The organism is Phenylobacterium sp. LjRoot97, from assembly GCF_964254345.1.
GTDB lineage: Bacteria > Pseudomonadota > Alphaproteobacteria > Caulobacterales > Caulobacteraceae > Phenylobacterium.
Genome location: NZ_CAXUTH020000001.1, coordinates 2361527 through 2382275 on the forward strand (window position 1 = coordinate 2361527; position 20749 = coordinate 2382275).

Sequence of the window (20749 nt, forward strand, 5' to 3'; positions counted from 1 at the left end):
GCCAGCGCAGCGCGTCGCGTGGGGTAGATCACCGCGGGGCCGCCACCTGATCGATCAGCGCGGCCAGCACCTGATCGACGCGCCGCCCTTCGATCTCGGCGGCCGGCGACAGGATCACCCGGTGGCGCAGCGCCGGCGGAGCCAGGGTCTTCACGTCGTCGGGAATGACGTAGTCGCGCCCGTCCAGCGCTGCGTGCGCCCGCGACGCCAGCGCCAGCATGGCGCCCGCCCGCGGCGACGCGCCGGTCTCGATGTCGGCGGATTCGCGGGTCGCCCGGATCAGGTCGACGACGTAGGCCGCCACCTCGTCCGTCAGCCGCACCTGGGCGACCGCTTCGACCGCCGCGTCGACGCCGGCGCGATCGAGCACCCGGCGCACGCCCAGGTCCTGCGGGCTCGGCAGCCCCGCCCGAGAGCCGTGTCCCAGCACGATCGCCAGTTCGTCGTGGCGCTCCGGATAGTCCAGCACATGCTTGAACAGGAACCGATCCAGCTGCGCCTCCGGCAGCGGATAGGTGCCCTGCTGCTCGATCGGGTTCTGGGTGGCCACGACCGTGAACCGCGGGCTCAGCTCATGCGACTGGCCGTCGATCGTGATCCGCCGCTCCTGCATCGCCTCCAGCAGGGCCGCCTGCGTCTTCGGCGGCGTCCGGTTGATCTCGTCCGCCAGCAACAGCTCGCAGAACACCGGCCCGCGCGTCAGGGTGAAAGTGCTGGTCTGGAAATTGAACAGGTTGGCGCCGATGATGTCGCCCGGCATCAGGTCGGGCGTGAACTGGATGCGGCCGTACTCGAGGCCGAGGCTGGCCGCGAAGGTCTGCGCCAGCAGGGTCTTGGCCGTGCCCGGCGGGCCTTCCAGCAGCACGTGGCCGCCCGCAAACAGTGCGGTCAGCAGCAGATCGACCGCCGCATCCTGGCCGATGACGGCCTTGGCGATCTCGCCGCGAATGCCGTCGGCCAGCGCCTTCACCTCAGCGACGTTCACGCGTCATCTCCTGTCTCCAACGATAGAGGTCCCGGGCGACCTCCATCAGGTCTCCCTTGGTGCGCGCCGCGCGGGCGCGTTCGATCAGGGTCGAAATCCGATAGGTCGAGCCGCCCGCCGCCCCCAGCCGGTCGAGGACGCCGTCGAGTTCGTCGCCCTCCAGCCCGCGCGGCGCTCCGACGGCGCGGGCCGCCTCCGTGCGCACCAACTCGCCATAAGGCGCAGCCATGCGGTGCTCGCGGCGCGCCATTCGCACCAGGCCGGCGGTGTTGTCCGCCAAGGCGCGCTTGCCCAGGGCCACGGCGCGCGCCTGGCCTCGCGCCGGCCCGAACCGTACGGCCGCCTGAACGCCGACCAGGAGCAGCGCCGCCAGCAGGCAGAGCGTCGCGCCCAGCAGCGGCGGCTCCAGCATCAGGCGCAACGGATTGAGCGAGCGCTCGAAGCCGTGAAGCGTCAGGTCGAACACGACCGGCGTGCCCTCGGCGCGGATCACCGAGAGCATGGCGATCGCCGCGCGCGCGCCGTCCAATCTCTTCATGCCCGCGGTGTCCAGGAAATCCGGGTCGGCGAGCACGTAGACGCCGGTCTTCTGGTTCATCACCAGCACGCCCCGTCCAGCCTCATCCACCACGACCGGGATCCAACCCGGGCCGGACAGCGTCCGCAGATTCTCGACGGCCGGCTGCACGCCCACCGCACGACCGTCGGGCCGTCTCAAACGCACGGCTGCGGTTCCAGGCCGCTGCTGCAGGGTCAGTCCGCTGCGCCAGGCGGCCGGCAGCACCTTCAACGACGCATCGTCGCCAAGGGGCGCGGCCACGCGCACCCACGCCCTGCGGACCGGATGCGGAATCGTCACCCACTTGGGCAACACCACCAGGGTCGGGCCGTCGTGCTCGATGTCGCTGACCCGGCTGCCGCTCGTCCCAGGGCCAGGGGTGAGCACCAGCAGCCCTTCCGCGGCCGTCGCCGACAGCTCCCCGCGCCGCATGACGACCGGGGTTCCCGACGCTTCCAGCAGCCGCGCGACCGCGGCAAATCCAACCGCTGAGCGCGACAACGCATGCCCTTGGCCGTTGTCGCCCGAGCGCAGCTCCGGTTCGTAGGCCGCCAACAGGCCAAGCCCGGCCAGTGACACGCAGCCGACCAGCACGAGCACCAGCATCACCATGGGCGAGAACGCCCGGCTCCGATCGCCGGTCATGCCCAACCCGCCGGCAGCGCGAAGGCTTCGTAGTCGCGCCGGCACTCGGCGTAGTCGGTCGCCTGCACCGGCGCGCCGCCGAACAGGCTGCGTTCGACCACCCGGCCGATCTGGGCGAAGGCTGGCCGCGCGGAGGGCGGCAACGCCGACAGTCCCGCGATCTCGCGTGTGGTCAGGGCCGGCCGGACGGTCCTGGGTCGCCGGCTCTCGATATCGGCGACGCTGCGCAGCAGGATCAGGTGCGCCGCCTCGGCATAGCGTCCTTCAGCCGCCAACGCGTCAGCCGCCGCCAGCAGGTCGCGGGCTGCGGCCACGTCCGGCCGCCATTCGGGAACCGCCTCTGTCGCAAGAGTCTTGGGCTTGGCCGCCGGCATCCGCAGACGCAGCACCTCACGCACCAGCGCGTAGAGCACCAGGGCGGCGATGACCGCCACGCCGATCCAGAACACCCATTTCAGCAACGGCGCGATCGCCTGGAACGCCTCGGCGATCCACTTGAACCACTCCGGGGTCTTGGGCGGCTGGAAGTCGGCGCGGTCGAACTGGAAGCCGCGATCGCGCAACAGTTCCGCATGCGCCGCCGCAAGCGGATCGCCCGCCTTGTCGACAGGGGCGCCTGCATCCACGCCTCGTTGCATCGCCACCCCGGAACAACCGATCCTTGATGTGTAGGGCCAGGATCGAACGTCGTCGACTCCAAGCTTGGACGTGAATCGTGGACGCGCCTGGCGCCGAGCGTCCCCTTGCTACCCAGAGTTTTCCGGAAAGCGTTGCAATTATGTTCTTTCGGAAACCCTCAGCAATTCCTACCATTTCGCTAGGGCCATAATCCGACCGCCAAAAGGCGGGAAAAATAAACTGGGGATATCAATGAAGTATCGCGTACTGTTGCTTGCGGCGACTTCCGCCGCGAGTCTGTTTTCTGGCGTGGCTTACGCCCAATCGGGCGCCGGCGAAGTCGAAGAGCTGGTTGTAACCGGCACCCGAACCGAAGGCCGCTCGCGGCTCGAGACCCTCGCTCCCGTGGATGTGATCAGCGCCGACGCGCTGCAGCAGCGCGGCACGACCGAGTTGGCGACCGCGCTCGCGACCTCGGTCCCGTCCATCACCTTCCCGCGCCCGTCCAACACCGACGGCACGGACGCCATCCGCCCGGCCACCCTGCGCGGCCAGGGCCCGGACCAGACGCTGGTGCTGGTCAACGGGACCCGCCGCCACGCCACCGCGCTCGTCAACACCAACGGCTCAGTCGGCCGCGGCTCGGCCGCCGTCGACCTCAACGCCATCCCGTCCACCGCCATCGACCGCATCGAGGTGCTACGTGACGGCGCCTCGGCCCAGTACGGCTCGGACGCCATCGCCGGCGTGATCAACATGCGCCTGCGCGAAGCCGCCAGCGGCGGCGGCCTGTCGGTGACCTACGGCTCGTACCTCACCAAGTTCGACGGCTACTATGGTCGCAACGACGACATCAGCGACGGCGCCACCACCACGGTGTCCGGCTGGCAGGGCCTGAGCTTCCTCGGCGACGGCTTCCTGACGCTCTCGGCCGAGTACCGCTCGCGCGAGAACACCAACCGCAGCGACATCGACAAGCGCGTCACTCCGAACCGCATCACCTCGCGGTTCGGGGACGCCGACGTCGACGACATCTCGTTCTACGCCAACGCCGGCAAGTCGCTGAACGACGTCTGGGATCTCTACGGCTGGTACGGCTACCAACACCGCGACGCCTCCAGCGCCGCGACCTACCGGCTGCCGACCGACACCCAGCAGAACATCCTGTCGGTCTATCCGAACGGCTACCTGCCCTATCTGACGACCGACTCCGAGGACAACAGCGCCGGCCTGGGCGTCCGCGGCCAGATCGGCGGCTTCAACGCCGACTTCAACATCGTCTACGGCAAGAACGACATCGACTTCGGCGTCCAGAACACCATCAACCCGTCCTATGGCCCGACCTCGCCGACCTCGTTCCAGGCCGGCGGCCTGACCTATGACCAGCTGGTCTTCGGCGCGGACTTCAGCCGTGAATTCGACGTCGGCCTCGCTGGCCCGCTCAACGTCGCCTTCGGCCTCGAGGCCCGCAAGGAGACCTACAAGGTCAACCAGGGCGAAGTGGCGTCCTACGCCCGCGGCCCCGTCGCCGGCGTGACGTTCGGCTCGCGCGGCTTCACCGGCTTCACCCCGTCCAACGAGGTGGATGTCGATCGCGACAACGTCGGCGTCTATGTCGACCTGGAAGGCAAGGTCACCGAGCAACTGACCCTGTCGGCCGCGGTCCGCTACGAGGACTATTCCGATTTCGGCGACACCACGACCGGCAAGCTCGCGGCCCGCTACGAGTTCACGCCTGAGTTCGCCATCCGCGGCGCGATCTCGACCGGCTTCCGCGCGCCGGCGCTGCAGCAGCAGTACTTCACCTCGACCTCGATCCTCTACATCGACAACGTCCCCTACGAGACCGGCACCTACCCGGCCACCAGCCCGGTCGCCCGGGCCCTGGGCGCCGAGCCGCTGAAGGCCGAAAGCTCCGACAACTACGCGCTCGGCTTCGTCTTCCGTCGCGGCGCGTTTGAACTGACTGTCGACGGCTACAAGATCGACGTGAAGGACCGGATCGTTCTGTCGGAAACCCTGACCGGCAGCCCGACCGCCGCGCCGGGGACCAACGCGCGCGTGATCTACGATCTGCTCTCGCCGCTCGGCGCGACGGCGGCCCGCTTCTTCATCAACGGCGTCGACACCGAGACCGTCGGCGTCGACGTGGTGGCGCGCTACCGAATCGTCGACGAACAGGCCGGGACCTTCGATCTGACCGCCGCGGCCAACTACAACGACGTCGATGTCACCAAGACCCCGGTGACCAAGGCGTCGATCCTGCCGACCCCGACGTCGCTGTTCGCCCGCCAGGCGACCATGCGGTTCGAGGACGGCACGCCGAAGCACAAGTTGGCTCTGCAGGGCGACTGGAACCGCGAGGCCTGGGGCGCGACCGTGCGCACCACGATCTACGGCGACGTCCTTTCGCCGGGCGCGGCTCTGGACGGCAGCGGCGACAACCACACCGGCACGCGCGGCCTGGTCGACCTGGAAGCCCGCTACACCTTCCCGATCGGGCTGACCGCCTCGGTCGGCGCGGACAACGTCTTCGACGTCTATCCGCGTCAGATCACCCCGAACCAGAACACGACCTCGGCGGCGCCGTTCTCGTCGTTCTCGCCGTTCGGCTTCAACGGCCGCTTCGTCTACGGCCGCCTGGCCTACAAGTGGTAGGCTAGGACTTACGTCCGGAACTGACGCGGCGCAGGGCTATCCAGCCCTGCGCCGTTGTCGCTCGAGCTATCCACAGGGGCGACATTTCTCCTGTGGGTTCCCCTGACATCGGCGCAGACCGCCCCCCTCCGGGTTAGGTATCTGTAAATCGATGTCCATCGTCCCAGCCCTCGATCTCCGCCCCGCCCAGAACGACGCCGCGATCCCGCATGCGCCGGCGAACATCGAGGCCGAACAGGCCCTGCTCGGCGTCCTGCTGTACGACAACGCCGCCTTCGAGCGGCTCGGCGACTTCCTGCAGGCCCGCCATTTCTACGAACCGTTCCACCAGCGGCTGTTCACCTCGCTCGAAACCGCCGTCCGCAAGGGCCAGCTGGCCGAGCCGATCCTGCTGGCCGAGCAGTTCAACCGCGACCCGGCGTTCGAGGAACTGGGCGGCATCCGCTACCTGGCCGACCTCGTCGACCGCGCGCCCCCGGCCGCCAACGCGCCGGACTATTCACGTGCCATCTACGACCTGGCCCTGCGCCGCGACCTGATCCGGATCGGCGGCGAAATCGCCCTCACCGCCCAGCAAGGCGACGCCGACCGTTCGGCCCGCGACCAGATCGAGGCCGCCGAAGCCCAGCTGTTCACCCTGGCCGAGGCGGGCGGCACCAATCAGGGCTTCGTGCCGTTCGCCGAAGCCGTCCACGGCGCCGTGACTCTCGCGGCCGAGGCGCACGCCCGCGACGGCGGCCTCGCCGGCATCTCGACGGGCCTGCTCGACCTTGACCGCAAGATCGGCGGCCTGCACCCCTCCGACCTGCTGATCCTCGCCGCCCGTCCGTCGATGGGAAAGACTTCGCTGGCCTGTAACATCGCCTTCGACGTCGCGCGCCACTACGCGTGGGAGCCGCAGCCCGACGGAACGAAGAAGACCGTCGCCGGCGGCGTCGTCGCGTTCTTCTCGCTCGAAATGTCCGCCGACCAGTTGGCCATGCGTCTGCTGGCCGAGAGCTCCGGGGTTTCCGGCGACAAGCTGCGCAAGGGCGAAATCGACGCCATGGAGTTCAGCCGCATCCGCGACGCCGCCCTGGAGATCCAGGACGCGCCGCTGTTTATCGACGCCACCGGCGGCATCACCATCGCCAAGCTCGCCGCCCGCGCCCGCCGCCTGAAGCGGACCCATGGCCTCGACCTGATCGTCATCGACTACCTCCAGCTCGTCACCGGCGGCGACGGCAAGAGCGACAACCGGGTGCAGGAAGTCTCGATGATCACGCAGTCGATGAAGGCCTTGGCCAAGGAATTGGCGGTGCCGGTCATCGCGCTCTCACAGCTCTCGCGTCAGGTGGAAAACCGAGAGGACAAGCGTCCCCAGCTCTCCGACCTGCGGGAATCGGGCTCGATCGAACAGGACGCCGACATGGTCATGTTCATCTACCGTGAGAGCTACTATCTCGGCCGAGCCGAGCCCCGCGAAGGCACCCCAGAACACCTGACCTGGCAGGAGGAGATGGACCGCTGCCAAGGCACGGCCGACGTGATCATCGCCAAGCAGCGTCACGGTCCCATCGGCACGGTGAAACTGTCCTTCGACTCGGACATCACCAAGTTCGGCAACCTGGCGCACAGTCACTTCTACACGTCCGACGAATAAGCCGTCGGGCAAGCCCTCTTCACCGATCGGAATAGGCCCGGCCTCGCGCCGCCTGCCGGCCTCGGCTATGGGACAGGCGATGTCTTCCTCCTCTCCCGCGCGCCTGACCATCGATCTCGACGCGCTCGCCCACAACTTCGCCGTCCTGCGCGCCGCCGCCCCTGGCGCCGACGCCGCTCCGGTCATCAAGGCTGACGGCTATGGCCTGGGCGCCGGTCCGGTCGGCCGCCGGCTGTGGGCCGAGGGCGCGCGCGCCTTCTACGTCGCGCGGTTGTCGGAAGGCGTGGCGCTGCGCGCTGAACTCGGGCCCCAGCGTCCGGCCGCGATCTACGTGCTGGACGGCTTCTTGCCCGGCGACGGGCCGCGTCTGGCCGCATCCGACCTGACCCCTGTGCTGGAGAGCCTGCCCCAGATCGAGGCTGCGAACGCCTACGCCGCCTCGGCCGGACGGCTGCCCGTGGTGCTCCAGGTCGACACCGGCATGAACCGCCAGGGCGTCACGCTCGAAGAGGCCAGGGCTCTCTCGGCTTCGCCCGACCGGCTGCGCCACCTCGACGTCCAGGTGCTGATGAGCCACCTCGGCTCGGCGACCGATCCCGCCGACGCCCGCAACGCCCTGCAGCTCGAGCGCTTCAACCAGGTGCGGCCGCTGTTTCCGGAGGCCCGCGCCAGTTTCGCCGCGTCGGCCGGCATCATGCTGGGCGAGGACTACCGCGCGGACATCATCCGCCCGGGCATCAGCCTCTATGGCGGCGGCCCGGAAGAACACCCCGATCCCCGGCTCCAGGCCGTGGCCAAGCTCGAGGCGAAGATTCTCTACATCCGCAACGTCCAGCCCGGCGAAACCATCGGCTACGGCTCGCGGGTCGTCGCCCACCGCCCGATCCGCATGGCCGTTGTCGGAGCCGGCTACGCCGACGGCGTCATTCGGTCTTCCCAGCGCGGCGGCTACGCCTGGTACGCCGGCGCCCGCCGCCAGGTGCTGATCGTGACCATGGACCTGATCGGCGTCGACCTTGGCCAGTCCCCGGCCGCCATCGGCGACTATGTGGAGCTCCTCGGTCCAAACGTGCTGATCGACGACATCGCGACGGCCGCCGGCACTGTGGCGCACGAATGCCTCGTGCGCCTCGGCGGCCGCCCTGACCGGGTCTACCTCGGCGCGGTCTAGCCCTTCGACAGGGCTTCCAGCTTCGCCGGACCGACCGCCGCCACCGCCGACTTCAGGTCGTCGATGCTCGCGCCTTCGCCCTCGGCGGCGACCATGAACCGGTCGCCGACCAGCACGCTGTACTGCCCGTGCTTGCTGGTCTTGTCGTACGACTCCTGGGTCATGCGGCCGTCAACCTTGCCGATCTTCTCGTACTTGCCGTCGCTCTCGCTCGACGACTGCATGTTGAAAGCGCTGGCCATGCCCGCCAGCGCGCCCGCCGCGCCCAGGTCGGTGACGCTGAGCCGGATCTTGGCGTCGCCCTTGGTGTAGACGCCCTCGGCCTGCGAACCGGCGACGCCTGCCGCGCCGCCCGACCCCGTGGTCAGTTCGGTGCGCGCGTAACCGGCGATCCCTTCAGGCAGATAGGCCTTCAGCACGTCGGGTTGCACGGCCTCCGGCGCCTCGCCGCTCTCGATCTGCTTGGCGGCGGCCTCCATCTGCTTGGACGCCTCTTCAAGCTTGCCGAGGTCCACCGACTTGTCGCCGATCTGCACGGTGTTGGAGCTCAGCGCGCCGGCCGCGCCCATACCGACCATGCCGAACGTGCTGATCGCACCCAGAACCGCGCTGATCACGATCGACAGCACGATGGCCACGACGACCGATACGGCGGTGTAGCCGAAGGCCTTCTCCTGCGGCGCCTTCATCAGCTTGGGCAGACCCAGATAGAGCAGATAAAGCCCGTACAGCGATCCCAGCACCGCCAGCAGCCCCAGCATGGGGATCAGCGAGAACACGCCGGCGATCCATCCGGCCGTGCTCGAATAGACCGCGACCTTCATCGCCTGGACCCGGTTCTTCTGGCCGTCGAACGACGGGGCCAGGCCATCGATGATCAGGCCCATCACGAAGACCATGGCCAGGTTCAGCACATAGCCGGCCACCGCGCCGACGATTCCGAACAGGATCGGGATCTTGATCCCGAACGCGCCGCCGATCACCGCTCCGCCGATCAGGCCGCAGATCGCCGGGATCAGCGCCAGTATGGCCGCATAGTTCCTGAACAGACCGCCGGTCGTCGCCGGTTCGGTGTCGATCACGTCCCAGGTCGCGCCCGGCTTCAACAGGATCGACTTAACTCGTTCGACCAGACCCGACGTCGCGGTCCCCGGTTCAACTGCGCTCATTCACGCCTCCAGCCCTTGAAAACCCATCGCCCTACTCGCGTAACGCGAATCTATCTCACGCCGTGCGACGGACGCCAACTTCGGGGCGACGGACTTGATCCGCTAGCCTCGCTAGACTGCGCACTTATTACGAATCATGGAGTTCGCATGGCCCGCGACGGCGCCGTCTATGTCTGCCAGTCCTGCGGCGCGGTGCAGAGCAAATGGGCCGGCCAGTGCCCTGCCTGCAGCGCCTGGAACACCCTGATCGAGGAGGTCCAGAGCCGTCCGCCAGGGGCCCTCGCGCCCAGCAAGGCCAGCCGCGCGCGGGGCGTCAACTTCCAGGGTCTGGAAGACGAGGTCCCCGCCCCGCCCCGCATCTCCACCGGCGTCGACGAGTTTGACCGCGTCTGCGGCGGCGGCGTCGTGCCGGGCTCGGCCATCCTGCTCGGCGGCGATCCCGGCGTCGGCAAGTCGACCTTGCTGCTCCAGGTCGCCGCCAACGCCGCGCGTCGCGGCGTGCGCTGCGCCTACATCTCCGGCGAGGAGGCGATCGAGCAGGTTCGGGGGCGCGCTCAGCGCATGGGCCTGGCCGATGCGCCTGTGCGCCTGGCCGCCGAAACCTCGCTGCGCGACATCCTCGACAGTCTCAAGCGCGAGAAGTTCGACCTCGTCGTCATCGACTCCATCCAAACCATGTGGAGCGACGCGCACGAGGCCGCGCCCGGTTCGGTCACCCAGGTCCGCGCCGCTGCCGGCGAACTCGTGCGGCTGGCGAAGAAGCAGTCCGTGGCCATGATCCTGGTCGGCCACGTCACCAAGGACGGCGCCATCGCCGGTCCGCGCGTGGTCGAGCACATGGTCGACGCCGTCCTGACCTTCGAGGGCGAGCGCGGCTATCCGTTCCGGATCCTGCGCGGGACCAAGAACCGCTTCGGCGCCACCGACGAGATCGGCGTGTTCGAAATGGGCGACGCCGGGCTCGGCGAAGTGCGCAATCCCTCCGCCCTGTTCCTCGACACCTCGGGCGAGCGCGCCGCGGGCGCTGCGGTGTTCGCCGGCATCGAGGGCTCGCGCCCGGTGCTGGTCGAGTTCCAGGCCCTGGTCGCGCCCTCGGCCTACGGCACGCCGCGACGGGCGGTCGTCGGCTGGGATTCCGGACGCCTAGCGATGGTGCTGGCCGTGCTGGAGGCTCGTTGCGGGCTCTCGCTCGGCGACCGCGACGTCTATCTGAACGTGGCCGGAGGCTTGCGGGTCACAGAACCGGCCGCCGACCTCGCCGCCGCCGCCGCCCTCGCCTCCTCGGCGCTCGACGAGGCCCTGCCGCAGGACTGCGTGGTGTTCGGCGAGATCGGCCTGTCGGGCGACATCCGCTCGGTCAGCCGCATGGACTCCCGCCTGAAGGAAGCCGCCAAGCTCGGCTTCAATCGGGTGCTCGGGCCGCAAGGGCTCGACGGCGGCGGCGCCATGAAAGCCATCGGCGCGACGCGGCTGGCCGACGCCATCCGGCGCATCGGCGAATGTCAGTGGGAGTAGCCGGCTTGCCCTGGTTCGACATCATCGTCCTGGCGATCCTGCTGATCTCGGCCGCCGTCGGCTTCTTCAGCGGCGCGACCCGCGAGATGGTGCGCGCGCTTTCCTTCGTGCTGGCGGCCGTGGTCGCGGTGTTCGGCCTGCGCTGGACCGCCCCGATCGGCCGCAGCCTGCTGGAGGACCCGCCGTGGGCCGGCGCGGTAGTCGCCGGGCTCGCCGCATTCGTCGTCGTCTATGCGACATTGCGCGTCACCGGCGGGGCCATGGTGCGCAGCGTGCACAGCACCCATGTACTGGGCGTTCTGGACCGCACCATCGGTCTCGGATTCGGCCTCGTGCGCGCGCTCGTGGTCCTGGGAGCCATGCTTTTGGCCTTTCAGGCGGCGACTCCGCCGGATCGGGTTCCGGGATGGATGACAGGTGCGGCGTTTTATCCTCTGACCAGCGCGGCGGCCAAAGCGCTAAAGGCCTTCGCGCCCAAGGGCTTAGACATGGCTGGTAAACTTGCGCCTTCGATTGGAGACGCAGTTCGTGAAGGTTCGGCGACGGACCGGGGTGACTCTGCGGACGCCCAAGGCTATGACCCGCGCGAACGACGCAGGCTCGACGATCTGGTGGAGAAATCCCGATGACTCAGGATCAAGATCGATGGCGCCAGCCGACCTTTCGCGATCCTGACGACGATACCCCGCGACTCGAGTGCGGGGTCTTCGGCGTCTACGACACCGCCGCTGCGGCGGCCGTCACCGCGCTGGGTCTGCACGCCCTCCAACACCGCGGCCAGGAGGCCTGCGGCATCGCGGTCTTCGACGGCCAGCGCTTCCATACCGAGCGCCACATGGGGCATGTCGGCGACGCGTTCGCCGGACCTGACCTGGTCGAGCGCCTGCCTGGCCACTCGGCCATCGGCCACACGCGCTACTCGACGGCTGGCGGCAGCTTCATCCGCAACGTCCAGCCGATGTTCGCCGACCTCGAGGCCGGCGGCGTCGCCCTCGCCCACAACGGCAACCTCACGAACTTCCTGACCCTGCGCGAGCAGCTGGTCGCCGAGGGCGCGATCTTCCAGTCGACCTCGGACTCGGAAGTGATCCTTCACCTCCTGGCCCGTTCGCGGAAGGCCAAGTTCGTCGAACGCTTCGTCGACGCGCTCTCCAAGATCGAAGGCGGCTACGCCCTCGTCGCCCTGACCAACAAGAAGCTGATCGGCGTCCGCGACCCGCTGGGCATCCGCCCGCTGGTGCTCGGCGACCTCGACGGCAAGCCGGTCCTGGCGTCCGAGACCTGCGCCCTCGACATGATCGGCGCCAAGTTCGTCCGCGACGTCGAACACGGCGAGATGGTGGTCATCGACCACAAGGGCATCCGCAGCATGAAGCCGTTCCCGGCGGCCCGCGCGCGTCCCTGCATCTTCGAATACGTCTACTTCGCCCGTCCGGATTCGGTCGTGAACGGCCGCTCGGTCTACGACGTGCGCAAGCGCATGGGCCGCCGCCTCGCCCAGGAAAGCCACGTGCCGGTCGACGTCGTCGTGCCGGTGCCGGACTCCGGCGTGCCGGCCGCGCTCGGCTACTCGCAGGAAACCGGCGTGCCCTTCGAGATGGGCATCATCCGCAACCACTATGTCGGCCGGACCTTCATCCAGCCGACCCAGGGCGCCCGTGAACTGGGCGTGCGCATGAAGCTCTCGCCGAACCGCAACGTCCTGGCCGGCAAGCGGGTGATGCTGATCGACGACTCGATCGTCCGCGGCACCAACTCGGTCCGCGTCGTGCGCATGGTCCGCGAGGCCGGCGCCGCCGAGGTCCACCTGCGTTCGGCCTCGCCGCCGATCAAGTGGCCCGACTACTACGGCATCGACATGCCCGACCGTGAGCACCTGCTGGCGGCCAACAAGTCGGTCGAGGAGATCGCCAAGATCCTCGACGTCGACTCGATGGGCTACCTGTCGGTCGAGGGCCTCTACGAGGCCATGCAGGCCGCCCCGCGCGACCCCGCCAACCCGCAGTTCACCGACCACTACTTCACCGGCGACTATCCGACCCGCCTGCTGGATCGCGAGATCGCCGAGGGACGCAACGACGGCGCCGACCGTCAGCTCTCGTTCCTGGTCGACGCGTGAGCCGCGACTGCAGCCTTTCCTCCGGGAAAGGCTCCTACGCGAAGAGTTGAGGCGTGACTGACGCCAAGGCCGCCGTTGCGCGCACCAGCCTCCAGGGCCGGCTGAAGTCCCTCGGCCTGGATTGGTACATCGCCGCGATCGTCGGGATGGTGGTGCTCGCCTCCTTCCTGCCGGCGCGCGGCGCGGCCGCGCCCGTCGTCTCGGACCTCACCAAGGCCGGCATCGCGCTGGTCTTCTTCCTGCACGGCGCCAAGCTCAGCCAGGAGGCGGTGATCAAGGGCCTGCTGCACTGGCGGCTGCACGGCCTGGTGCTGGCGACCACCTTCGTCCTCTGGCCGCTGCTCGGCCTCGGCGCTTCGGCCCTGCCGGGCTGGATCGTGCCAGCCGCCCTCGCCCCCGGCCTGATCTATCTGGCCTGCCTGCCCTCGACGATCCAGTCGGCGATCGGCTTCACCGCCATCGGCAAGGGCAATGTCGCCGCCGCGGTCTGTGGGGCCTCGGTCTCCAACCTGCTGGGCATGTTCATCACCCCGCTGCTGGTCGGGCTGTTGCTGGGCGCCGAAGGCGGCGGCCTCTCGCTCTCGTCCTTCGAGGCCATCCTGCTGCAGCTGCTGGCCCCGTTCCTGGCCGGCCAGCTGCTGCGCCGCTGGATCGGCGGCTGGATCTCGCGCCACGCCAAGCCGCTGGGCCTGGTCGACAAGTTCTCGATCCTGCTGGTCGTCTACAACGCCTTCTCAGGGGCGGTGGTCGCCGGCATCTGGTCGAAGGTCTCGGCCTTCGACCTCGTCCGCATCATTCTCGTCTGCCTCGTGCTGCTGGCGATCTCGCTGGGCTTCATGATCTGGGTCGCGCGCGTCCGCGGCTTTCCGAAGGAAGACGAGATCGCCATCGCCTTCGCCGGCTGCAACAAGAGCTTGGCGGCCGGCGTGCCGATGGCCGGCGTGCTGTTTCCGGCCGCGACGGTAGGGTTCGTGCTTCTGCCGGTGATGCTGTACCACCAGTTCCAACTCATGCTCTGCGCTGTGCTGGCGCAGCGCTACGCCCAACGTCCGCTTCAAGAGCCAAGTCATGACTGAGTCCCTTCCCCTCGACGGCCGCATCGCCCTGGTCACCGGCGCGACCCGCGGCATCGGCCGCGAATGCGCCCTGGCGCTCGCCAAGGCCGGCGCTCACGTCATCGCGGTGGGGCGCAACCAAGGCGCGCTGGAATCACTGGACGACGAGATCAAGGAGGCTACCGGCAAGCCGGCCACCCTGGTGCCGCTGGACCTGCTGAAGGGCGACGACATCGACGGCCTGGGCCTGGCGATCCACCAGCGCTTCCAGCGCTTGGACATCCTGGTGCACGCCGCGGCGATCCTCGGGGGCCTGACGCCGGTCTCGCACATCGACCCGCCGATCTGGGACCGGGTCGTCAGCGCCAACCTGACGGCGACCTATCGCCTGATCCGTTCGACCGAGCGGCTGCTGCGTGAATCGGACGCCGGCCGCGGCCTGTTCTTCACCTCCGGCCGCGTCGAGCGCCCGAAGGCGTTCTGGGGCGCTTACGGTGCGACCAAGGCCGCTGTCGAGCACCTGGTGCGCACCTGGGCCGACGAACTGGAGAACACGACCGTCCGTGCGGCGCTGATCGATCCGGGCGCCATGCGCACCAAGATGCGCGCCGAGGCCATGCCCGGCGAAGATCCGATGGACCTGCCGCACCCGTCGGAGATCGGCCCGCTGATCGTGGAATTGGCGCAGGCCCAGCTGGGCCTGCCCAAGGCTAATGTTTGCTTCGACGCGTGGAAGTCGGCCGGGACGCTCGCTTCGGCTTGACGCCGGGGCGGTTCAGCTTGGCGGCGCGGCCCTTCGGCGTGGGGCCCGCGCCGACCTTCGCCTTGCCGGGCGCGACCTGCTTGGTCTTCGGCTTCACCTTTGGCTTCGGCTTGTCGGCGACCTCGGTCGCCGCCGCAGCAGAGCCGGCCGCCTTGGCCCGCACCGCAGCCACGCCCTTGGGCGCCGCAACCTTCTTGCCCAGCTTGGGCGCGAACGTCGGCACGGACGACCTCGGGGCCGGCCCGCCCTTCTCCTCGCCCTCGGCATAGGGGTTCTTGTTCGACTTGACGGTCAGCCGCATCGGCACGCCAGGCATGTCGAAGCTCTCGCGCAGCGAGTTGATCAGATAGCGGCGGTAGTGGTCCGGCAGCTGGTCGGCCCGGCTGGCGAACAGCACGAAGGTCGGCGGGCGGGCCTTGATCTGCGCCATGTACTTCGGCTTCACGCGACGGCCGCCGACGGCGGGCGGCGGGTGGCGCTCCAGCGCCATCTTCAGCCAATCGTTCAGGTCGCGGGTCTTCACCTTGGTCGACCAGTCGCCGTGCACCTTGAACACCGCCGGCATCAGCCGGTCCAAGTGCCGTCCGGTCTCGGCCGACAGCGCCACGACCGGCGAGCCGCGCAGCTGCGGCAGCAGCCGGCCGGCTTCCTCGGTGAGTTCCTTCAGGGTCGCGCCTTGATCCTCGATCAGGTCCCACTTGGTCAGGCAGAAGACCAGGCCGCGTCCCTCGCGCTCGACCAGGTCGGCGATCTGCAGGTCCTGGATTTCGAACGGGTGCGTGGCGTCCATCACCAGGATCACCACCTCGGCGAAGGTGATCGCGCGGATGGTGTCGCCGGTGGACAGCTTCTCGAGCTTCTCCTGGACCTTGGCCTTGCGGCGCAGGCCAGCTGTGTCGACCAGCCGCACCGGGCGGCCGTCCCACGTCCAGTCGACCGGGATGGCGTCGCGCGTGATCCCGGCCTCGGGGCCGGTCAGCAGCCGGTCCTCGCCGATCATCTTGTTGACCAGGGTCGACTTGCCGGCGTTCGGCCGGCCGACGATGGCGATGCGGATCGGCTTCTCGCCGTCCTCGTCCTCGTGCTCGTCGTCGACCTCAGGCCAGACCGCCAGCAGCGCCTGATAGAGATCGGCCATGCCTTCGCCATGCTCGGCCGAGATCGCGACCGGCTCGCCGAGGCCCAGGCCGAAGGCCTCGTTGACGCCGACTTCCGACGCTTTGCTCTCGGCCTTGTTGGCGGCCAGGATCACCGGCTTGTCGTGCTTGCGCAGCAGCTCGGCGAACACTTCGTCCATCGGCGTCACGCCCTCGCGGGCGTCGATGACGAACAGCGCCACGTCCGCCTCCTCGATGGCGGTCACGGTCTGTTGGCGCATGCGCGATTCGAGGCTGTCGTCGGTGACGTCCTCGAAGCCGGCGGTGTCGATCAGCTCCAGGTCGATATCGCCGATCCGGCCAAGCGCGAACTTCCGGTCGCGGGTGACGCCGGGTTGGTCGTCGACGATGGCGAGTTTCTTGCCCGCCAGCCGGTTGAACAATGTCGACTTGCCGACATTGGGCCGTCCGACGATAGCGAGCCGCATAGGCATCTAGATCAGGTTCCGCTTAGCGCAGCGCGATCAGTTGCGCCTTGTCGGTCGCAACATACACCGTGCCGGCGACGGCGATCGGGCTGATGAGGGTCGGCGAACCGAGGTTCACGGTGTTCTCGACGGCGCCTGTCTTGGCGTTGAGGGCGACCAGTTCGCCGGTCGACCCGGCCACGATCAGCTTGTTGGAGGCGAGCAGCGGGCTCGACCAGATCGGCCGCGTCGTGAACTTCTTCTTGCCGATGCCCATGAAGCCGCCGCCGTTCGACTCGCGGTCCTTGCCGAGGTCGGTGATCCAGTAGATCTGGCCGCTCTCGCGCGCCACGCAGATCACTTCACCGGCCTTGGAGACCACGTAGACGACGTCGCCCGCCGGCCACGGCGAGGTGATGCCGGTCACCGGCAGGCTCCAGCGCGCTTGGCCGCTGCGCAGGTCGGTGGCGGCGAATACGCCCGAGTGGCTGACCGCGAACACGTCGCCCTGGTAGATCACCGGACGCCCCGGAATGTCGCGAATCTCCGACAGCGCGTTGTTGCGGTTCGCGCGGCTCAGCGCCTCGTTCCAGAGGTCGTTGCCGTTGCCCGCTCGCAGCGCCACCAGTTCGCCCGAGCCGAACGAGGCCACGACCGTATCGCCCGACACCGCCGGGCTGGAGGCGGCCAGGATCCGCGCCGATTCCGACAGCGCCTGATAGGTCCAGCCCGTCGCGCCGGTCGCCGCATCGAAGGTCAGCAGAGTGTTGTCGACCGCGACCGTGAACACCCGGCCGCCCGACACCGTCGGCGCCGCGTGGATCGGCTGCTCGGTGCTGGTGCGCCAGGTCACCGCACCGGTGTCGGCGTTGAGCTGGGCGGCGAAGCGATAGCCCGAGGTCACGTAGAGCTTGCCGTCGGCCAGGGCCAGGCCGCCGCCGAAGGCTTCCTTGTCGCGCTTGGAGTCGGGACGCAGGTTGGTGCGCCACAGCTGCGCGCCCGACTGGGCGTCGAACGCCGAGACCGACGCCTCGCCGTCCATCACATAGATCTTGCCGTTGGCCGCGACCGGCGTGGCGGTCACGTGCGCGCCGCGGTCGGACCCGGCGCCGAAGCCGCGCTTCCAGGCGATCGACAGGCTGCCGCCCGCCTCGACATGGCCCATCGACTGCTCGGGCGAACCTCCCGGCAGCGACCAGCTGGTGTTCACTTCCGGAGTCGGCAGGAAGAAGTCGGCGCCCTTCAGGGCCTCGGCGACTTCCAGGGTCTGGTCGGCCGCAACGATGGCGATGCGTTCGCCTTCGGAAGCGGTTTCCTGCGGGCCTTCATCGCCCTTGTTGAACGGGTTGAGCCGATTGACGGTCGAGCAGCCGGTCACGGCGACGCTCGCCGCCAGGAACAGAGCAAGGAGGCTGGTACGGCGCATGGACGTCATTGGGCTCCGGGGGCGGACTGTTGCGGGGCGGCCTGGGGCGCGAGGCCCGGCGGGACCGCGCCGGGCGGCAGCTGCACCGGCGGCGGCAGGGCCATGGCGGCCTTCACGGTCGCCGGCAGGGCCTTGGCCGAGCCGGAATCGATCAGGGCCTTAGCCGCCTCCGCACGCTGGCGCGAAGCCTCGCCGGCGTCGGCCATCAGGCCGATCACCGTAAAGTCGCTACGCGCGCCGGCCAGGTCGCCGGCCATCAGCTTGGAAAAGGCCAACGCCTCGCGCGCCTGGGCGCGATAGGGGCGGCCTTCTTCGGTGAGCGGCGTCAGGCGCGCCTCCATGTCCTTCAAGGGAGCCGTGTCCAGCAACGCGAAGGCGGATTTGAGGCGAGCGGCGTCGCCGATGATGTTGTTCGGCGCAGCTTCGGCGGCCTCGTCGAACAGCTTCACCGCCTCGGCGGTCTTGTTGTCGGCGATCTTCAGGCCGCCCAGGTGCTGCAGGGCCAGCGACTTGTAGGCCTTGGAGGAGCCGTGCCCCACCTCGCCCCACAGCCGGATGGCGTCGTCGCGGCGTCCGGCGTTAAACGCCTCGATCGCTTGCGCGTACTTTTCGGACGCCTCGGCCGCCGCCTGGCTGCGGAAATGCTGATAGCCCCAGACCGCCAGGGCGGCGACCAGCGCCACCACCAGCACGCCGCCGAGAATCGGCAGGACCCTCAGGGCAATCGACTTGTAGCGCTCGGAGCGAAGCTGCTCCTCGACTTCATCAAAGACATCGACCACGTCGGGGGACTCCGCGCGAATAGGCGTTAGTGTTCAGAGCGGCGGAACCTATAGCGGTGGGCGCGCGGCTGCAACGGCGGACCGTCGCCGCAGGCCGCGCTCAAGGCCGCGGCGCGGCGATCGCCTCGAAGCCGGCCGCGCAGTAGTCGAACAGCCGTGCGCGCACGGCCGCCAGATCGGTCGATCGGCACAGGCCCTCCGACAGCTGGTCGATCCGGCCTGTCTCCGACAACGCCAGCATCATCGACCCGGTCAGGAACTGGTAGCCCCAGTAGAGATCCGGCAGCTGCGCCTGGGGCATCACCCTGCGCAGGGTGTCGATGAACTGGTGGACCACGGGGTCGAAAAAGTGGTGCATCGTTTCGCCGCCCCAGGCCGGGGTGTTGTTCACCAGCGCCACCAGCCGGAAGTAGTTCTTCCAGCCCGGCTCGCCGGTCAGCGACATCTCGATCAGCGGCTCAATGAACGCCGCGACGACGCCGCGCGGCGTCATCACGCCGCCGCTCTGCGCCTCGTACGCCGCCATGGCCTCGACTCGGACCGCATTGAGAATCTCGGCGCGCCGCGCGAACACCGCGTCGAACAGGTCGCGCTTGGCCCCGAAATAGTAGTGGATCAGCGCCGTATCGACGCCTGCTTCGGCCGCGACTTGGCGGGTGGTCACCCCATAGAACCCGTGTGCGGCGAACAGCTGCTCGGCCGCGTCGAGGATGGCCTTGCGCAGGTCAGGCCCTTCGCCCTTCTTGCGTCGGCCGCGCGTCGGCGGGGCCGGTTTCGCCGTCCGGGTCACTTGGCGCCCCTTTCGACGCCCTTGGCCAGGCAGGTCACCGCCATGTCCGCGGTGACGTTGCCGACGGTGCGGAAGATGTCGGGAATGGTCTCCACCGCCAGCAGGATCGGCAGCAGCTCCAGCGGCACGCCCATGATCAGACAGATCGGCCCGGTGGTCGTGAAGAAGGTGATCTGGCCGGGCAGCCCGACCGAGGCCAGGCTGATCACCGCGGCCACGCCGATCCCGGCCGCCAGCAAGGCCGCATTCAACGGCACGCCGAACACGTGGGCGCAGTAGATGGCCACGCCCAGGTTCGCCGCCGGACTGGTGATCCGGAACAGCGAAACCGCCAGCGGCAGCACGACGCCGATGCTTGCCTCGGACGCGCCAAGCTGGCGCGTGCCGGCGATCATCGCCGGCAGCGAGGCGATCGAGGACTGGGTCGAGAACGCCACCGCCTGGGCCGGGGCCGCCGCCCGCGCAAAGGCCAGCAGCGGCACGCCGGCCGCCAGCGCCAGCAGGTATGAGAGCAGCCCGACCGAGATGCAGACGCCCGACAAGATCAGAATGTAGTGGCCGAGCGCGCCGGCCGCGCCGAACCCGGCCTTGGCCCCGACGATCAGCGCCAGGGCGAACACCCCGATCGGCGCAACCAGCAGCACCCACTGGACCAGCACCAGCATGGTGTCCATCACCGCCTGGAAGACGTTCGTCAGTCCGTTGCGCAGTTCGGTGCGGATGCGGGTCAGCGCCAAGCCGAACAGCAGCGCGAACACCACCAGCGGCGCCATGTTGGTCTCGGCCGCCGCCTCGATCGGATTGGTCGGGATGAAGGCGCGCAGCCATGCGCCCATGGTCGGGAAGTCCGGCACCTTCTGGGCTGAATGGCCCGCCGCCTCGCGCAGCCCGGCGACCGCCGCCTGCGGCGCCGGCCACGCAGCCAGCACGCCCGACACCGCCAGCGCCGAGAATAGCGCGCTGGCCAGCAGCAGCACGCCGAACAGGCCCAGCGCCCGCGCCGCGGTCCCGCCGGCCGCCGCGGTGCCGGCCGCCGCCGACACGCCGACCACCAGCAGCGAGAAGACCAGCGGCACGATGGTCATGCGCAGGGCGTCCAGCCACAGCCCGCCGATCGGATCGGCGACGGCGATGATCTTGTCGATCGACGGATGCTCGGCCAACGCGGCGCCAACCATCAGGCCGGCGACCAGGGCGAGCAGAATACGCACGGTCGTCTGGGCGCCGGCCGCCCGGATCACGTTCAAAAGCTTGGCCATCGGCCTGAAACTAGTGCGCGTTCGGGCGC

General features: G+C 69.1%; 17 protein-coding genes. 8 read left to right on the forward strand and 9 right to left on the reverse strand.

The genetic code is table 11. From position 1 onward, the window contains the following. Positions 1-28: 28 nt before the first annotated feature. From ACSQ2H_RS11785 to ACSQ2H_RS11795, 3 genes are read right to left on the reverse strand one after another with little or no spacing between them, the layout of a single operon-like run. On the reverse strand, positions 29-985 hold the full coding sequence (locus tag ACSQ2H_RS11785; protein WP_436061577.1) for an AAA family ATPase: 957 nt from the start codon (positions 983-985) through the stop codon (positions 29-31). Continuing rightward, on the reverse strand, positions 972-2189 hold the full coding sequence (locus tag ACSQ2H_RS11790; protein ID WP_436061578.1) for a DUF4350 domain-containing protein: 1218 nt from the start codon (positions 2187-2189) through the stop codon (positions 972-974). Before ACSQ2H_RS11790 ends, ACSQ2H_RS11785 begins: the two co-directional genes overlap by 14 nt. Continuing rightward, positions 2186-2815, reverse strand: coding sequence for a DUF4129 domain-containing protein (locus ACSQ2H_RS11795; RefSeq protein ID WP_436061579.1), 630 nt, complete (start codon positions 2813-2815; stop codon positions 2186-2188). The genes ACSQ2H_RS11790 and ACSQ2H_RS11795 overlap by 4 nt, the downstream gene beginning before the upstream one ends. A 244-nt stretch (positions 2816-3059) precedes the next feature. On the opposite strand from ACSQ2H_RS11795, the gene ACSQ2H_RS11800 reads away from it, so the two are divergent. The 3 genes from ACSQ2H_RS11800 (at position 3060) to alr (ending at position 8278) form a co-directional block, all read left to right on the forward strand. Further along, positions 3060-5465 (forward strand): TonB-dependent receptor plug domain-containing protein, encoded by a 2406-nt coding sequence (locus tag ACSQ2H_RS11800; protein ID WP_436061580.1) that lies wholly within the window; start codon positions 3060-3062, stop codon positions 5463-5465. 151 nt (positions 5466-5616) lie between these two features. After that, complete coding sequence (locus ACSQ2H_RS11805; RefSeq protein WP_436061581.1) at positions 5617-7107, forward strand: replicative DNA helicase; 1491 nt, start codon at positions 5617-5619, stop codon at positions 7105-7107. Between the two features lie 79 nt (positions 7108-7186). Continuing rightward, positions 7187-8278, forward strand: a complete 1092-nt coding sequence (gene alr, locus ACSQ2H_RS11810) for an alanine racemase (RefSeq protein WP_436061582.1) — start codon at positions 7187-7189, stop codon at positions 8276-8278. On the opposite strand, the gene ACSQ2H_RS11815 is transcribed toward alr, so the two are convergent. Beyond that, positions 8275-9447: a Yip1 family protein gene (locus ACSQ2H_RS11815; RefSeq protein WP_436061583.1), complete on the reverse strand. Its 1173-nt coding sequence runs from the start codon at positions 9445-9447 to the stop codon at positions 8275-8277. The genes alr and ACSQ2H_RS11815 overlap by 4 nt on opposite strands. A 147-nt stretch (positions 9448-9594) precedes the next feature. Between ACSQ2H_RS11815 and radA the strand changes: the two genes are divergently transcribed. The 5 genes from radA to ACSQ2H_RS11840 are packed head-to-tail and all read left to right on the forward strand — an operon-like array spanning position 9595 to position 14899. After that, positions 9595-10962, forward strand: a complete 1368-nt coding sequence (gene radA, locus ACSQ2H_RS11820; protein ID WP_436061584.1) for a DNA repair protein RadA — start codon at positions 9595-9597, stop codon at positions 10960-10962. A gap of 5 nt (positions 10963-10967) precedes the next feature. After that, positions 10968-11591 (forward strand): CvpA family protein, encoded by a 624-nt coding sequence (locus ACSQ2H_RS11825; RefSeq protein ID WP_436061585.1) that lies wholly within the window; start codon positions 10968-10970, stop codon positions 11589-11591. After that, positions 11588-13081, forward strand: coding sequence for an amidophosphoribosyltransferase (purF, locus tag ACSQ2H_RS11830; RefSeq protein ID WP_436061586.1), 1494 nt, complete (start codon positions 11588-11590; stop codon positions 13079-13081). Before ACSQ2H_RS11825 ends, purF begins: the two co-directional genes overlap by 4 nt. Before the next feature lie 53 nt (positions 13082-13134). Further along, positions 13135-14157, forward strand: a complete 1023-nt coding sequence (locus tag ACSQ2H_RS11835) for a bile acid:sodium symporter family protein (protein WP_436061587.1) — start codon at positions 13135-13137, stop codon at positions 14155-14157. After that, a complete protein-coding gene (locus ACSQ2H_RS11840) occupies positions 14150-14899 on the forward strand; it encodes an SDR family NAD(P)-dependent oxidoreductase (protein WP_436061588.1) in 750 nt (249 codons plus the stop codon). Before ACSQ2H_RS11835 ends, ACSQ2H_RS11840 begins: the two co-directional genes overlap by 8 nt. On the opposite strand, the gene der is transcribed toward ACSQ2H_RS11840, so the two are convergent. The 5 genes from der to ACSQ2H_RS11865 all read right to left on the reverse strand — a co-directional run bounded on the left by der (position 14847) and on the right by ACSQ2H_RS11865 (position 20720). Continuing rightward, positions 14847-16490, reverse strand: coding sequence for a ribosome biogenesis GTPase Der (gene der, locus ACSQ2H_RS11845; RefSeq protein WP_436061589.1), 1644 nt, complete (start codon positions 16488-16490; stop codon positions 14847-14849). The two genes, ACSQ2H_RS11840 and der, sit on opposite strands and share 53 nt — an antisense overlap. Positions 16491-16506: 16 nt before the next feature. After that, the gene (locus tag ACSQ2H_RS11850) at positions 16507-17898 is read right to left on the reverse strand and encodes an outer membrane protein assembly factor BamB family protein (protein ID WP_436061590.1); all 1392 of its coding nucleotides are present in this window, start codon (positions 17896-17898) and stop codon (positions 16507-16509) included. After that, entirely contained in the window at positions 17895-18671 is a 777-nt protein-coding gene (locus ACSQ2H_RS11855) for a tetratricopeptide repeat protein (protein ID WP_436061591.1), read from the reverse strand. The genes ACSQ2H_RS11850 and ACSQ2H_RS11855 overlap by 4 nt, the downstream gene beginning before the upstream one ends. A 100-nt stretch (positions 18672-18771) precedes the next feature. After that, positions 18772-19461, reverse strand: a complete 690-nt coding sequence (locus ACSQ2H_RS11860; RefSeq protein ID WP_436061592.1) for a TetR/AcrR family transcriptional regulator — start codon at positions 19459-19461, stop codon at positions 18772-18774. Then, on the reverse strand, positions 19458-20720 hold the full coding sequence (locus ACSQ2H_RS11865) for a dicarboxylate/amino acid:cation symporter (protein ID WP_436061593.1): 1263 nt from the start codon (positions 20718-20720) through the stop codon (positions 19458-19460). Before ACSQ2H_RS11865 ends, ACSQ2H_RS11860 begins: the two co-directional genes overlap by 4 nt. Between the last annotated feature and the right edge of the window lie 29 nt (positions 20721-20749).

What these genes read in the sequence shown, in the direction of transcription:
- ACSQ2H_RS11790 (WP_436061578.1), bottom strand. Translation starts at nt 2,189, where the DNA reads ATGACCGGCGATCGGAGCCGGGCGTTCTCGCCCATGGTGATGCTGGTG.
- ACSQ2H_RS11800 (WP_436061580.1), top strand. Translation starts at nt 3,060, where the DNA reads ATGAAGTATCGCGTACTGTTGCTTGCGGCGACTTCCGCCGCGAGTCTG.
- ACSQ2H_RS11805 (WP_436061581.1), top strand. Translation starts at nt 5,617, where the DNA reads ATGTCCATCGTCCCAGCCCTCGATCTCCGCCCCGCCCAGAACGACGCC.
- alr (WP_436061582.1), top strand. Translation starts at nt 7,187, where the DNA reads ATGTCTTCCTCCTCTCCCGCGCGCCTGACCATCGATCTCGACGCGCTC.
- ACSQ2H_RS11815 (WP_436061583.1), bottom strand. Translation starts at nt 9,447, where the DNA reads ATGAGCGCAGTTGAACCGGGGACCGCGACGTCGGGTCTGGTCGAACGA.
- radA (WP_436061584.1), top strand. Translation starts at nt 9,595, where the DNA reads ATGGCCCGCGACGGCGCCGTCTATGTCTGCCAGTCCTGCGGCGCGGTG.
- purF (WP_436061586.1), top strand. Translation starts at nt 11,588, where the DNA reads ATGACTCAGGATCAAGATCGATGGCGCCAGCCGACCTTTCGCGATCCT.
- ACSQ2H_RS11840 (WP_436061588.1), top strand. Translation starts at nt 14,150, where the DNA reads ATGACTGAGTCCCTTCCCCTCGACGGCCGCATCGCCCTGGTCACCGGC.
- der (WP_436061589.1), bottom strand. Translation starts at nt 16,490, where the DNA reads ATGCCTATGCGGCTCGCTATCGTCGGACGGCCCAATGTCGGCAAGTCG.
- ACSQ2H_RS11850 (WP_436061590.1), bottom strand. Translation starts at nt 17,898, where the DNA reads ATGACGTCCATGCGCCGTACCAGCCTCCTTGCTCTGTTCCTGGCGGCG.
- ACSQ2H_RS11865 (WP_436061593.1), bottom strand. Translation starts at nt 20,720, where the DNA reads ATGGCCAAGCTTTTGAACGTGATCCGGGCGGCCGGCGCCCAGACGACC.